Source organism: Rhizobium sp. 32-5/1 (assembly GCF_029537235.1).
Classification (GTDB): Bacteria; Pseudomonadota; Alphaproteobacteria; order Rhizobiales; family Rhizobiaceae; genus Pararhizobium.
The window spans coordinates 1,658,061-1,671,576 of the sequence record NZ_CP120638.1; the positions used below are offsets into that span (position 1 = coordinate 1,658,061).

General features: G+C 58.8%; 19 protein-coding genes. 11 read left to right on the plus strand and 8 right to left on the minus strand.

What is annotated here, in order from left to right; all coding sequences use genetic code 11:
* Positions 1-57: 57 nt before the first annotated feature.
* The 6 genes from P6U16_RS08480 to P6U16_RS08505 all read right to left on the minus strand — a co-directional run bounded on the left by P6U16_RS08480 (position 58) and on the right by P6U16_RS08505 (position 5,463).
* The gene (locus P6U16_RS08480) at positions 58-1,182 is read right to left on the minus strand and encodes a phosphoadenosine phosphosulfate reductase family protein (RefSeq protein WP_277703366.1); all 1,125 of its coding nucleotides are present in this window, start codon (positions 1,180-1,182) and stop codon (positions 58-60) included.
* Positions 1,179-1,520 carry a hypothetical protein gene (locus tag P6U16_RS08485; protein ID WP_277703367.1) on the minus strand — a complete coding sequence of 114 codons (342 nt, stop codon included), beginning with the start codon at positions 1,518-1,520 and terminating at the stop codon, positions 1,179-1,181. The genes P6U16_RS08480 and P6U16_RS08485 overlap by 4 nt, the downstream gene beginning before the upstream one ends.
* Before the next feature lie 11 nt (positions 1,521-1,531).
* A complete protein-coding gene (locus tag P6U16_RS08490) occupies positions 1,532-1,903 on the minus strand; it encodes a hypothetical protein (protein WP_277703368.1) in 372 nt (123 codons plus the stop codon).
* Entirely contained in the window at positions 1,900-4,521 is a 2,622-nt protein-coding gene (locus P6U16_RS08495) for a DNA methyltransferase (RefSeq protein WP_277703369.1), read from the minus strand. Before P6U16_RS08495 ends, P6U16_RS08490 begins: the two co-directional genes overlap by 4 nt.
* Before the next feature lie 211 nt (positions 4,522-4,732).
* The gene (locus P6U16_RS08500; RefSeq protein ID WP_277703370.1) at positions 4,733-5,005 is read right to left on the minus strand and encodes a hypothetical protein; all 273 of its coding nucleotides are present in this window, start codon (positions 5,003-5,005) and stop codon (positions 4,733-4,735) included.
* Complete coding sequence (locus P6U16_RS08505; RefSeq protein ID WP_277703371.1) at positions 5,002-5,463, minus strand: phage regulatory CII family protein; 462 nt, start codon at positions 5,461-5,463, stop codon at positions 5,002-5,004. The genes P6U16_RS08500 and P6U16_RS08505 overlap by 4 nt, the downstream gene beginning before the upstream one ends.
* 1,009 nt (positions 5,464-6,472) lie before the next feature.
* Between P6U16_RS08505 and P6U16_RS08510 the strand changes: the two genes are divergently transcribed.
* Positions 6,473-7,243: a S24 family peptidase gene (locus P6U16_RS08510; protein ID WP_277703372.1), complete on the plus strand. Its 771-nt coding sequence runs from the start codon at positions 6,473-6,475 to the stop codon at positions 7,241-7,243.
* A gap of 15 nt (positions 7,244-7,258) precedes the next feature.
* On the opposite strand, the gene P6U16_RS08515 is transcribed toward P6U16_RS08510, so the two are convergent.
* Positions 7,259-7,585: a hypothetical protein gene (locus P6U16_RS08515; RefSeq protein ID WP_277703373.1), complete on the minus strand. Its 327-nt coding sequence runs from the start codon at positions 7,583-7,585 to the stop codon at positions 7,259-7,261.
* A gap of 184 nt (positions 7,586-7,769) precedes the next feature.
* Here P6U16_RS08515 and P6U16_RS08520 point away from each other — a divergent pair, with 184 nt between their 5' ends.
* The 8 genes from P6U16_RS08520 to dnaN are packed head-to-tail and all read left to right on the plus strand — an operon-like array spanning position 7,770 to position 11,527.
* Complete coding sequence (locus tag P6U16_RS08520; protein ID WP_277703374.1) at positions 7,770-8,000, plus strand: hypothetical protein; 231 nt, start codon at positions 7,770-7,772, stop codon at positions 7,998-8,000.
* Positions 8,000-8,209 carry a hypothetical protein gene (locus P6U16_RS08525; protein WP_277703375.1) on the plus strand — a complete coding sequence of 70 codons (210 nt, stop codon included), beginning with the start codon at positions 8,000-8,002 and terminating at the stop codon, positions 8,207-8,209. Before P6U16_RS08520 ends, P6U16_RS08525 begins: the two co-directional genes overlap by 1 nt.
* Complete coding sequence (locus P6U16_RS08530; protein WP_277703376.1) at positions 8,206-8,496, plus strand: hypothetical protein; 291 nt, start codon at positions 8,206-8,208, stop codon at positions 8,494-8,496. The genes P6U16_RS08525 and P6U16_RS08530 overlap by 4 nt, the downstream gene beginning before the upstream one ends.
* A complete protein-coding gene (locus tag P6U16_RS08535; RefSeq protein ID WP_277703377.1) occupies positions 8,493-9,161 on the plus strand; it encodes a hypothetical protein in 669 nt (222 codons plus the stop codon). Before P6U16_RS08530 ends, P6U16_RS08535 begins: the two co-directional genes overlap by 4 nt.
* 2 nt (positions 9,162-9,163) lie before the next feature.
* Positions 9,164-9,526 carry a hypothetical protein gene (locus P6U16_RS08540; RefSeq protein ID WP_277703378.1) on the plus strand — a complete coding sequence of 121 codons (363 nt, stop codon included), beginning with the start codon at positions 9,164-9,166 and terminating at the stop codon, positions 9,524-9,526.
* Positions 9,526-10,047 (plus strand): single-stranded DNA-binding protein, encoded by a 522-nt coding sequence (locus P6U16_RS08545; RefSeq protein WP_277703379.1) that lies wholly within the window; start codon positions 9,526-9,528, stop codon positions 10,045-10,047. Before P6U16_RS08540 ends, P6U16_RS08545 begins: the two co-directional genes overlap by 1 nt.
* Positions 10,048-10,050: 3 nt before the next feature.
* A complete protein-coding gene (locus tag P6U16_RS08550; RefSeq protein ID WP_277703380.1) occupies positions 10,051-10,410 on the plus strand; it encodes a hypothetical protein in 360 nt (119 codons plus the stop codon).
* Positions 10,397-11,527, plus strand: coding sequence for a DNA polymerase III subunit beta (gene dnaN / locus P6U16_RS08555; protein ID WP_277703381.1), 1,131 nt, complete (start codon positions 10,397-10,399; stop codon positions 11,525-11,527). The genes P6U16_RS08550 and dnaN overlap by 14 nt, the downstream gene beginning before the upstream one ends.
* Before the next feature lie 236 nt (positions 11,528-11,763).
* Here dnaN and P6U16_RS08560 read toward each other — a convergent pair whose 3' ends face one another.
* Positions 11,764-12,048 (minus strand): hypothetical protein, encoded by a 285-nt coding sequence (locus P6U16_RS08560; RefSeq protein ID WP_277703382.1) that lies wholly within the window; start codon positions 12,046-12,048, stop codon positions 11,764-11,766.
* Between the two features lie 99 nt (positions 12,049-12,147).
* On the opposite strand from P6U16_RS08560, the gene P6U16_RS08565 reads away from it, so the two are divergent.
* The gene (locus tag P6U16_RS08565) at positions 12,148-12,363 is read left to right on the plus strand and encodes a hypothetical protein (RefSeq protein ID WP_277703383.1); all 216 of its coding nucleotides are present in this window, start codon (positions 12,148-12,150) and stop codon (positions 12,361-12,363) included.
* Positions 12,353-13,498, plus strand: a complete 1,146-nt coding sequence (locus P6U16_RS08570) for a hypothetical protein (protein ID WP_277703384.1) — start codon at positions 12,353-12,355, stop codon at positions 13,496-13,498. The genes P6U16_RS08565 and P6U16_RS08570 overlap by 11 nt, the downstream gene beginning before the upstream one ends.
* Positions 13,499-13,516: the final 18 nt, after the last annotated feature.

A 13,516-nucleotide genomic window follows, 5' to 3' on the forward strand; every position in this document is an offset into this window, starting at 1 on the left:
CCCGCGGCCATGTCTCGGCCGCGATGAGAGTGCGAATGCGACACTCCTCTTCCGGGTTCAGGATATCGATCGCGGGCCGGCCGAGGCGAAGAGCGGCGTCGTTGCATTCCCCTGTATCGACAAAATTCTGTTCAACCCCATCAGGCGAGCAGTGAAGGTCAATGGCCCCATTCGTTGCGGGTTCTTGGCAAGCGAGCCGTCTTTCAACAGCTCAGCACCGGGTTTTTTCAGCCGATGTTGAGGCTCTCGCAGTTCGCGATAGAGCATCTTCATTCCCCTGAGCGGAGCAAGATAAGCCCAGTGAGGAGCGACAAGGATCGTTTCGAGTGCCCTCTCCTCACTTGCCAAGGGGCAACCGATACAGCCGGTTCGCGCAGCGATCTCTGCAGCCTCATCACCTCCATAAGCGTCAGCGATTTCCGCTGTAGCCCATCCACCGTATTCAGCCATCGGCGCATAAATTCTCAACCAATCCCAGACATTACAGACGCGCCAATGCAGCAAAGGGGCAAGCGTAGCAATCTTGCCGCGAATGCCTTTGGCGTTTGGTAGCATCTGCTGGTACCAACCCTGCCCGCACTCCGCGCCGTCCTTGCCGCAAGACATGGCGATCCGACCATCGCGGATTGCACTCTCGCCCTGGCGAACACCAGTGATCATCAGAATGCTACCATCGAGTTGGTCGATCCGCGCTGCGAGCGCGTCCGTCATAGGGTCAACCTTGATCTGGCGAGTACACCATCTAAGCGTGTTGTTGTTTGGTGGCGGAACGCCACGGCCGAGGATGTAGACCAGGAAGCGCTTATCCATCGGTGCCCGAACGACCTCACATTGAATGCCGCGGGTCTTCAGCTGCTGCATGATGCGGCGAGCGGAAATCTCAAGAGGTGGCAATTCTTGGCGCGTATCAGCATAGAAAACAGTCAAGCTTTTTGGCGCTGCAAGTTTACCGACGTCAATCAGGTGAACAATCAAAGTGAGTGTTGCACTGCTATCCTTGCCTCCGGACCACGCTATGCCCCAATGCTCGTGCTGCGGACCGTAGACTGCCATAGACTGCAATGTCAGCTCGATCGCTTCGTCATAAACCAGACGAGCTTCATTCCCAAAAATTGATGTTTGCACGCTTTTCATGCCGCGCCCGGCTGAGGAACCTGCGAGCTTGGGATCGGCCGCTTTCATTGTGCAGCCTCCTTTGCTTCGTCGAACACGCCAGCCCCCGCATCCTTCAAATCCTTTGGATTGGCGATGCGTAGCCGGCCCATGCCAACAAGGATGTCGAGCGCTCTATCGAGATCGTCGCCGGCCTTGGTGGCGCCCCAGCTTGACCGATCCTGGGCAATGAAGGGCGTGCCGATGCTCCAGCCGCGCAGCTTGTAGGCTTCTGTCACGCTGCGCAGCGTCTCGCTCAGCCCGGGTTCGATCCCGAAGGCTTTGGCCGTCTTGACGCAGGCGTGCAGCGATGGCGCGATGACCAGCAACACCCGCTGCGGCTTGTTCAGTCGAAGGCTCGGTCGCATCGTCTTTCCCCTCAAATCCAGCGCTGCGTCAGTGGCATGTTGGCAAGCTCGGGTTCCGGCCGCACCAACGGCACGGCGGGTTTGCCCGTGACCTGATCCCGGCGGTCAAACCAGTCGAGGATCCGCTCCTCGTCTTCGGTGGAAATGAAATCGAGGCCGCCCATGAAGCGGCGTTCGCGCCAGGCGCGTTCCGTCAGGGTCCGGCCGCGCGCCGAATACCATTGCGCCCGGCATTTGCTGCCGTTCGGCAGCGCAAGGATTTCCGTGGGATCATCGGTCACCCGGATCCACCGCGGAAACCGCGATGGCGTGGACGCGAAAAGGTCGAGCATCGCGACAACTGGATCATCGGTGATGATATGAAACTTGATATCGCCGCTCATTCCGCAGCCTCCAGCCCCAGAAGGTCGAAGAGCGACGGCATCGACTTTTCGCGCGCGATGGCCTCGACATATTTGCATCCGTCGAGAAAATAGCCGGGGTTCAGTTCGACTGCCGCGCCGCGCCGGCCGTGCTTGATGGCCCGGTAGGGCACAGTCATCAGGCCGCCAAAGGGATCGAAGACCAGGTCGTTCGGTTCGGTATATTGCTGGATGGCCCGATCGACGATGTCGAACTGCAGCGGGCAGAGATGCAGCTCACGGCCCGCCTGCGCCTGCAATGTATTCATCGACAGCATGCGCGTGACATCCGTCCAGACGTCATCATTCTTCGAATGCGGCGGCAAGAGCATGAAGGTCGAGGGCAGCATGCCCTTTTCCTCGAGCGCTTCGGCAATCCTCACATGGTGCTCGAAATCGTAGATCGTTTCGAGCGAGTGCTTTTTCCAGAGCTTGTAGATCTGGCTGGCGTCCAGCGCCTGCAGCTCGGATGGTGCCAGCTGACGATCACCGGACGACGGCTCGTAACCATGGGCATCCAGCTGCCAGCGCGCTCGGGAATAGCCATCCGTGTTCGACCAGCCGGCATTCGGCCCGCTGCCTTCCCACATCCGCTTTTTCTTGCCGACGGGATGGTCGGCATAGCCATTCGAGCTGTCGGATGGCGGCTTGCGGAAGATAAGCAGATATTCCGGAAGGCCGTTGCCCATCCGGGTGCCATCCTTGCACTGCTCGCTCCAGCCCAGACGATAGGTCTGGTTGTTTTCCCGCACCACATCGGTGGTGATCGTCTTGCGCGACAGAAAGGCAAAGCCCGCCTTGCGAAACGCCGTCGTACAATCGTCGGCGAAGGGATAGACGGTCTGGAACCCGAGGCCAGTCATACCGCCTGGCACAATCCTGTCCTTGACATGGATCGCGGCGATCCGGCCCGGCTTCAGGATGCGAAACAGCTGCGGGATTAGGTAATCCATCTGCTGCCAAAAATGCTGGTTGTCGTCGGTATGGCCAAAATCGGCATAGTTCGGCGAATATTCATACTGCGTCGAAAACGGGATCGACGTGACGATCAGGTCAATGCTGTCGGGCTCCATCGCCGCGCATTCGATGACACAGTCATTGTTGACGAGCCGATATCCCTCGCCGGAGACCTCGATCCGCTCGACACCCATCGCCCGTTGCAGCGTATGCGCCATGGCAGCAGCCGAAAGGCCGTATTCCTTGATGATGCCGGTCATGATGGCCATCTGCTCCTCGTGGCGTCGCCATTTCCCCTCCAGGTTGGCGCGCACCGGCCGTTCCGCCTCGGTGTAGATCAGGTCGAGGCGAACGGGGTGCACCTGCAGGAATCGCTGGATGCGGTGAATGGCCTGGATGAAATCGTTGAACTTGAAGCCGATGCCTAGAAACACGGCCCACCAGCAGTGCCGCTGAAAATTGCAGCCCGAACCGGCAATGGAGGGTTTGGCCGAAAGCTCGGCAAAGAGACCGTTGGAAAAGTCGATGATCGCCTGTTCGCGCGCATCGAGGTCCTGGTTGCCGTAGACGGAAACCGCAGCAGGGATCGCCTTCTCCAGCGCCATCCGCTCGGCTTCCAGATCATGCCAGATGATCCGGTGTGCCGATGGATCTTCCTCCCGGATGGCCATCAGTCTTTCGATCCGCGCCGGCAGGCTGTCGCGCTTCTCGCGTGCCGCATCCGAAAGCGAGGCAGTCGTGTCCTTCAGAAGGCGCCCCTGCCCGCGCTTGTCGTAACCGGCCTCTTTGTGATCCGCCGGCAGCTCGTGCCAGTTGACCGTGATCGGCGGCAGGTCATAGCCCTCGTCGGAAAAACCGAGATCGGACGGCCGCTGCACGAACAGGCCCCAGCTTGCCACCCACAGCCAGAATTCGCGTTCCTTGTGCGGGTGGATGGTCAGCGTGTCGGCCTTCTCGCTGTTGCGCTTGAAGAACCGCGTCTTCGCCTGGCCGATATCCATCACCTCGAGGAATGCCGAATAGGCCAGAAGCTCGATAAACTGGTTTGGTGAAGGCGTGGCGGTGGCCACGAACTTGAACCGCACCCCGTCAAACAGCCGCATGAATTCGCGGAATGTTTTCGACCCGCCGAACCCGCGCAGGCAGGACGCCTCGTCGAGGCTGGCCGCGGCAAAATCTTTCGGATCAATCTTGCCGTCACGCACCGTCTCGTAATTGGTCATGTAGAGACCGGCCTCACCAGCCTCGGTCACGGACCGGATGAAGCGGATCGATGGCAGCCGCTCCGGATGGCCATCTTGCCAGATGGCAAGGGCGGCGCGCTGCGCATCAGTGACGCGCGGGTGAATGCCGTCGCAGAGAAAATCGACGTCCCGCTTGAATTCCTGCCGCACGCCGAGCGGCAAGACGATCAGGCCGCGCCCGCCGAAACGCACGGTGATGATCCTGAGGATCTCGATCTGCACGACGCTCTTGCCGAGCCCAAACGAGGCGAAGATCGCGCGCCGGCCTCCGGCGCATCCCCATTTGACCATCAGCCGCTGATGCGGCTGCAGCAGCGGGTTGATTTCGTCGTCGGAAACATCGAAGCCGGCAACCGGTGCCATCTGGATCTTGGCGTTGAGGAACGAGACATAATCCATCAGGACCGCTCCGATCTCTTCGCCCGCTTCCCCGGCCGAAATCCGATGATGTGCTCTTCCGTTGACCATCGGCCGTCGCATTTGATGCACACGCGGCGACGGCGGATGGTGCCGGGATGCTCCCGGCTATCGATCACGCGACTGCTGTTCGAGCCACAGGCGGGGCAAAGCACGCCACGCAGTGTCCATGCGGTTCCGTTGCGACGCTGGCTCATTCGACCCTCGCCAGCGCAAAGAGATAACCGCGCCCCTTGGCGGTCGGCGTGATCTCGCCGCGCGGAAGCGTGCTTTCGATTGCGTATCCATTGGCAAGCACCGGCTCAATCGCGATGCGATCGGCCAGGCTGGCGATCTGCACCGATCCGTCGCGCACAGCCGTGTGCAGCAGATGCCGGCCACGGCCGCAGAGTGCCGGCGTCAGCGGAATGGCACGGCGGACGATATTCTCAGGATCGATGGACCGGAAATAGACATTGCTGGTCATGCGCTGACCCTTTGCTGCAGATGCCGCGCGAGCTTCAAAAGCTCTTCCAGTTCGCGCATCACGTCGCGCCTCTCGGCTGCGTCAAGATGGTTGTCGGAGACGGCGGCATTGATCACCTTCACGGCATCCATCGCCTCGCTCATCAGCTGGATGGCATCGCGTGCGGCCAGCGCATCGGCGACATGAGATCCTGTCTCGACCGGAACCAGCTGGTAGCCCAGCATTTCGGCCATCATGGCCGTGATAACAGGCGTTCCGGCGAGCATGTCGATCTCGACGGCGACATCGATGGCGGTGAAGGTCTTTTCGTGATCGTCGGACCCGGAGGCCTGCTTCGACAGCGTCTTTTCGTTGATGCGCGTCGAATGCTGCACAACAGCCCCGCCGCCCGCCATGGTCAGGCCGCGCAGCATGGCGCCCTTGAGCATCTTGCCCTGTTTGTCAGAAATTGTGCGCACGTTATCCTCCCCGAAAGTCAAGGAACTTTTTGGATTAAATCTCTCAGTGATCGGCGCGATCCGCACCCGTAAGGTCAGCCCATGAGATCAAGGGGGACCACATGCCAAAATTAAAATCACTCTCGCCGCCTGAAGCTTGCGCAGTTCCCCGCCATGATGATGTATTGCCTCGCCAAAGCAGGGAGAAATCGCGTGGCAGACTGGAAATGGTGGTTCGATTTGGTGTGGCCCGTTGCGATCGGGGTCCCCGGGCTCATAGCCTTTGCATGGGCATGGACAGATCGCCGCAACAAACGACGCGCCGAGATGCCTTTCATTCTGTGCGCGATCAACCTGAGTGGCGAAACCGATGGCTGGCTGCCCTGCGAGTTCTCCCTCATGAACCGATGGGACGAAAGACTTTTGGAAGGACATTGGAGGCGCGCGGCATCAAAGGGACCATGATTACACTCTCTCACAAGCGACCGGATGGATCGAAAGGACCAGACGAGGCGATGGCCTCCGGCAAACTCGATATCGACTGGTTATTCTTGAGCGCATCGGAATCGTCGCACTTAGGCTCATCGGGCTCGACAAGCATGTATGTGCGGCCACCAAAGGAGATTGTGTCGCGTCTGCTACAATCGGGAACCGGCTTTACATCGGCCTCCCGCAAAATTCCCCAGCTCTCAATTGTGATAAAGTGTATTTCCGCGACCAATCGAAAAGTCCGATGCAGCACGACTGCTGTATGGACCACTACTGGCGCCAGGAAGCTGACAACGATGCAGAGACCAAGATCTATGTAAGGGGTCATTCTGCGGCCTCGAGCGTAACCGACAGCACTTCGACGTTTCCCGCGTCAGCCGCCGCTTCCAAGAGTTTGAGAAGTCGCAAAACAGGACCTCTCAATTTTCGACCATTTTCATAGTGAGAGACGCTCGATCTATCGACGAGCAGATACGTCGCCAGCTTGTCCTGACCCCACCCAATGCGCTCTCTCAGCGCTCGAACATCGAAATTCTCACTCATGACAGTCAATATGCATAACGCACATTATTACGTCAAGTCGAAACGCACATCTGTAATGTGCCTTTTGCACCATATGGAATTTGATGATCGACCAGACCCGGCAAAACGGCTTGAAATGGCGCGGATCGCGCGTGGCTTCAAAACGGCAAAGGATGCTGCGCGGTACTTCGGGTGGGCATATGAAACCTACATTCAGCATGAACAAGGGAAGCGAGGCCTATCGCGTACGGCCGACCGGTATGCAAAAGCATTTAGGGTACGCGAAGGTTGGCTGACAACGGGAGAAGGTGACGGACCCGACGGGGCCCCCACAACCGTGCCGATCGTCGGCTATGCAGGCGCAGGCCCAGACGGATCGGTGTTATATGCCACTGGAGACGGAAATTTTGGCGAGGTCCCCGCTCCGATAGATGCATCGAGCAAAACTGAAGCGTTGGTAGTACAGGGAGACTCTATGCGTGGATTGGCAAATGATGGGTGGATAATATTTTACGATGAGAAGGAATTTCCGAAAGAAGATCACATGGGGGAAGTGTGTGTTTGCTTTCTTGAGGACGATCGAGTGCTCATCAAGACTCCCTATGCTGGGTCACAACTAGGGCTGTTCCATTTGGAAAGCATGAACGCTTCTATGATGCTCGACGTACCAGTTCGGTATTTCGCTTTTGTTACCGACATAAAACCGCGCAGGTCAGCGAAAAAGTTCGCGCTAAGAAACCCTGATGCTCCACCTCAAGATGTTGACGGCAATGGCAGGATGTTAAGTTGACAGTTGAGTGCCATGTTACTCTATTGTGAGTTTTCCCCAACTCCACGTAGCAAGTCTTTTGTTTGTTAAATCACTCAACACATTGAATTCAGACAACGCTTTGCCAGGACCTGCAATTGCGCATTCAAAAGCTTTAGCGAACCCAAGTTTGCTATTAAATTGCATTCCCGCAAATACTATCTCATCCACCACGACATTAATCTGACCTCCATCAGAATTCATCGCCTTGATGAAACCTATCGCGAGCGCTTTATCGATATCCGTTTCGCATTTCTCTTTTCCGAACGACTGAGAGCCCCCACACAGCGCGACGATCAACCCAAGTGTTGCAGCAGCCTTCATTTTGCCCTCCAAAAGCAACCCTTTCAATGTGGTGCGTAAGAAAGTTTTAGTCAATCAAGGCAAAATGCGCATCGAAAACGCGAACATTTCCGCTTTTCAGTGAAAATATGCATTACGCACATTACGACTTGACGGAAAAATGTGCGTAATGCATGTTGTGGCTTCTTGTTTCAGGAGCCGCGCCATGATCCGTTACCGAACCTCCCTTACCGCCGTCATCAAAGCTACACCTCCACGCTGCATCCGGCCGCTCGTCGAGCGCATGGCCGATGACATGCGCGAAATGGCCTGCGCCGGCCAGAATGTCAGCATCGAAACGCTGATCGAACGCGGCTGGACCGCGCGCACAATCGAGCGGCTTTCCCCTGACGCCATCAGCATCGCCCGTCGTCAGTCAATCCGGCAGGTAGCGTGATGCAGGACCACTTCACCCCGTTTGGCGCACGCGCGACCCCTCCCGTCATCGTGCTGCCCCGCCGCCCCAGCAGGCTCTATCGCGCCCTGGCTGTGATCAGCCCCCTGCTGTGGGCGGCGGCAATCATCATCGTCCTGCATCTCGCTGTTGCGACAGGCTCGGCTCTGGCCCTGATGGAGCATCAGCTGGCCATGGATGCGCGCGTATGATGGACACGATTGCGAAGATGGAACTGTCGTCGTTGATCCTTGCTCTTGCCGGCCAGTTCTGCGTTGCCGTCCTCATCGCCTTTCTCGCCTACCGCTCGGTCATGAAGCGCAGGATTTTCAACGCCCGTGCCGAACGACGGGCATTGATCGACTATGCAACCGAGCTGCATGCCGGCCGCCTGTTTCGCTTTCTGGCTCTGCAGCAGGAAGATGACCAGGTCACCATCGACGAAGAATTCCCCGACTGGCCCAATTACCGCAACGCCTATCTCTGGGGTGACGCATGACGATCATTCCGCGCCTGACACAGGATCCTGTGCTGACCGTCTGGAATGGCGGGTCGGTGATCGACATGGCCCAGCCCGATGCGGCCGTCGTCTGTTTCCACGAGATCGCCAACACGCTCTCGAAGATTGCCCGCTTCAACGGACGCAACGATGGCCCTGCCTTTTCCGTAGCGCAGCATTGCACCATGGGCGCACAGGCGTTGGAAAACGAACGCCACGGCACGCTGCCCGCCCGCCTCTTCCTGCTGCACGATGCACATGAATGGATCCTCGGCGATCTCATCACGCCTGCGGCCCAGCTTTACGCAAAGCGCGCCGGCTCGCCGCAGCTGCTCGACGTGATCGCCGAATGCAAGGCCGGCTGGGACGAAGCCATCTATGAGGCCGCCGATCTGCCCGGCCCGTCGCGCTGGACCAACCAGCAGCGCCAGCTCGTCAAGGGCATGGATGGCCGCATGCTGGTGGCAGAAGCCGTCGCACTCTTCGGCCCCGGCGCGCGCGCCAAATTTCCGAAGTGGAGCAAGCCGCTCACGACAGGCGAAATCAAGCCCTGGAAGGCCGACCGTGCCGAACGCGAATTCAAGAAACTGGCCTACCGCCTGATCGGCGAGGACCGCATCCTTCACCAGGCATCGGTCTCAGCCGTTGCCAGAGCCCTGAGGTAAACATGAAGCCCGTCGAAATCCCCACGAAGTTTTTGGCCAACATCCGCGGCGGACGCGAGATTGTCACGACCGTCAGCGGAGGCGTTCTGGCCAATGGCGTTGCCAAGAATGGCAGCCCCTTGATCGAAACCTATCCCGCCGGCGCCATGATCTTGTCCGATGAGCATGGCCGTCTGATCGTCGGGCCGATCGATATCGACGCGGCCATCGATCTGGCCGAGCGGATCGCCATGGGCAACGCCCGTGCGCTCACCGAACCGCAGGCAGGCCTTGTGCTGGCAACAGCCCTCCTCGGCGTCTTCGCGTTGCTGCCGGAGCCTCCAGCGGAAGGCAAGGCGACCAAGCTTCCGGAAAGGGCCGCCTGATGTCCGGCTCCGTCAACAAGGTCACATTGATCGGCAACCTTGGCGCCGATCCTGAAATTCGCCGCACTCAGGACGGTCGCCCGATCGCCAATTTGAACATTGCCACGTCCGAGACATGGCGCGACAAGGCGAGCGGCGAGAAGCGTGAAAAGACCGAGTGGCACCGTGTCGTCATTTTCAACGAAGGGCTCTGCAAGGTCGCCGAGCAATATCTCGAGAAGGGCGCCAAGGTCTACATCGAGGGCCAGCTCGCCACCCGCAAATGGCAGGACAAGGATGGCCAGGATCGATATTCGACTGAAGTCGTCCTGCAGGGTTTTAATTCGACGCTGGTCATGCTGAGCCGCAAGGATGGCTCCGGCTACAAGCCCGGCGGCGATGGCCCCGGCGACTATGGCTATGACGGCGACCGCGCGGCGGGTGCTTCGTCCGCACCCGCATCACGATCCTCCGGCTCAACCGGTGGCAGCTTCGCACGCGACATGGATGACGACATCCCATTCGCGCCGGAATGGAGGTGATCCATGGCTGTCTTCACAAAGACCGTCACCATCGATTTCGCCAACCCACGCCAGAAATCCATCCGCGACTGGCTGGAAGCGACCGGCCTGAAAGCCGAAAGCCTGCCTTCGTTCAACATCGATGTTTCGATCAATGCTGACATCAAGGAATTCGACCCTGACGAGATCGCCGATCGCTATGAAGATTTGTTCCCGATCGGCGATGAAGACACGCAGCTGATCGAGCGCGCGTATCGCTACCTGGCGGAAGGCGACGTCCCAGCCGCGATGGAAGAACTGGCCGCCGGGTTTGGCCTTGCCCCCCAGCACGCTCTCGCGCTGGCCAACCTGCTCACCGGAGGCTCCAATAATGTTCAAGGCTGAAAAGTCTGCCCTCGCCTCCGCGGTCGAAACCGTCAAGCCGGCGATCAACAATCGCAACACGATCCCGATCCTCGCCAATGTGTTGATCGAGCGAGACGGCGACGATCTGCTGGTCACCGGTACCAATCTCGACCTGCAGCTGTCGGTCCGTTGCGCCGCGACGATTGGCGGCGACTTCGTCCCCTTCACCCTGCCGCACGCGCTAATGCAGAGCGCGGTCAAGTCCATGCCGGACGGGCCGATCAGCGTCAGCAATGCCACGCCCGGCCCGCGCCTTGATGCCGTTGCCCTGAAATCCGGACGCGCCCGCATCAAGATCCCGATCCTTCCGGCAGGGGATTTTCCGAAACTCAAGGGCGGTTCCATGACCCATTCCATCGGTTGCGGTTCCAAGAGCCTGCGCCAGTGCCTTGAAGGTGTCAGCTTTGCCATTTCGACAGAAGAAACGCGCATCTATCTGAATGGCATCTTCGTCGAGGCGCAGCCCGAGGGGCTGATCTTCGTCGCGACCGACGGTCACCGCATGGCGCGCAGATTGCTGCCGCACACGGACCTGGACGATGACGTCGCCGAACTGCCACACATCATCATCCCGCGCAACACTGTGGGCGCTATTCTGTCCAGCCTGCCGAAGGACGACAATGTCACCCTGAAGCTGTCGGAAGAACGCATGGAGATGGAAAGCGGCGCGATCACCCTGATCTCGAAATTTGTCGAGGGCACCTTCCCTGACTACAAGCGCATCATTCCGGCGAACAACGACACGAAGATCCGGATCAACACCAAAGCCCTGACGTCCGCCATCGAACGCGTTTTGACCGTCAGCACCGATAAGGGCAACGGCGTCTCCTTTGCCTTCCAGGGCGACACGTTGACGCTGACATCGCGGCCGGGCAGCCATGGCGAGGCCGAGGATGCGGTTTCGACCGTCGGCGATGCGGATCTGTCGATCGGCTTCAACGGCAAATATCTGCAAGAGATCATCGGCGCCATCGGCACGGATGAGGTGGAGCTTGCGCTCAACCGCATGGACAGTCCCGCCATCATCCGCAAACCCGGCGAGACGGTCTCCCTGTCGATCCTGATGCCAATGAGAATTGAGTCTCAGCATGAATGACACAGAAACCGCAGAACGCATTCTTGAAGTGCTTCGCCAGCATGACCGATGCCCCACGGAAGCCAGAGACGCCGTTCGCCGCGTCCAAACCACACGCCTCATCCTGCAGGCAATTCAATCACCCCCGCCCGTTGATCATGTGGCAGGAGGTAACGCCGCTCTTACCGCAGCGTCGGAGGGATTGAGCGATGTCTGAACGCAGGAACCCCATCCCTCAGCGAGCGCCTAGTTATCGTCTAGCTCAACCAAGGAGACAAGGCAGCAAGGCAAAGCAGAACGGATGCAGTCCATTGGATATACTGAAGCGCTTTGAGCCAGCGGGTAGATGGTCCGCGAACTGCAAAAACGATACCTCCAGCAAGCATCACCACCGCGAGCGGCAAACCAAAGATCAAGTAAACCAACTCCGGATAAGATTCATTTGGCCGTCCCATTTCATGCCATGCAAGCGGTGTGAACGAAAGAACTGCCATTGCCAACACACAAACCGCACCGAAAAACAGTCCAACATAACGCGACATTACAAAGTTCCAATCGCAGGCGGGGCCAGATTTTCTGCGTGCGTAACAACGCTGGATTATAACGTCAATTCCTCCCCTCGCCCTTACAGAGGGGGCAACATGAGTCGCGTCGCTTTCACCCAGGCAGACATTGCGCGCGTGCTGAAAGCCGCCGGAAAGGCCGGAGCCGTCGTCCAGATGGACATGAAAACGCTCATCGCTACGATCATTCCGGCCGGCGATAAGAAATTGCTTGACGGAGAAGGCAATCCGCTTGGCATCCTGCCATCGGGCAACTTTGCCCCCGATGGAAAGGAAAACTGGGATGAGGACTGACAGACCCGGCTACCAGAGCCGAACAAGAAAGGACGGCACGCCCGTCCACTACTGGAACCCGCAACGGGCCGTGAAAGGCGCATCAAAAAGCCTTTCGCTGATCCGCTTGCCGGATGACGCGAGCGACGCGCATATCGCCGCAGAATGCGAGCGCCTTACACAGGAACTTCGCGCCGAAGTCCGCAAGGCGGGCGCCGAGCCGACATTCGACGGAACGATCAAATCACTGATCACCCGCTATCGTCATGACAAGACCAGCTCCTGGCACAGCGTGAAGCACTCGACGCGCATCCGCGACTATGAGCCAAGCCTGCGCGTCCTCGAAAAGAATGTCGGCGACCGTGACATCAACGCCTTGCGCGGATCAGATTTCAGTCGCTGGTTCAGCCAATGGAAGAAGAAGGGACATCGCAGGGCGAGCGGCGCCATGAAGTTACTGCGCATCGTCCTTTCCTATGGCGCCGGCGAGCGTCTTCGCGGATGCAGGCAAGCACGGGACATTTTGGCCGACATGCGTTTCGAGCTTCCCGCGGGTCGCGACGTCGCGATGACATATGAACAGTGCCTGGCGATCGTTAGGGCCAGCGCGAAGTTGGAATGCCCGTCTATCGGTTTCGTCGAGGCGTTGAAGTTTGAGTCCGCACTGCGGCGCATCGATGTCATAGGCGAATGGGCGCCGGCCGAAGGTGGCGGCGCGTTCCGTTGGCGCGGGCTCACCCGGCAGAACCTATCGAAGGATCTGATCCTCAAGATCAAGACGAGCAAGACCAGCGCGGAGGTCGCACGCGATCTCAATGCAATGCCGCTCGTCGTCGAGGCCTTGAAGGCCTACACGATCCCTGAGGTTGGACCCGTCGTCATCGACGAGGATCACGGAAAGCCATATTGGGAAAACCGCTATGCCGAGAAATACCGCAAGGTGCGGGATGAAGCCGGCGTGCCATCGTATATCTGGTCGATGGATTCTCGTGCTGGCGCTGTCTCAGAGACGGTCGAGGCAACGGGGTCTTTGGAAATGGCCAGCAATCTCGCGACCCATTCAACGACCAAAATGACAAAAAAATACAGCCGTGGCGACGGTCTCGAAACGAGCCGCAGGATCGCAGAAGCACGGACCAAGAACCGTTCGGTGTAACGGCAGTGAAACAGTGAA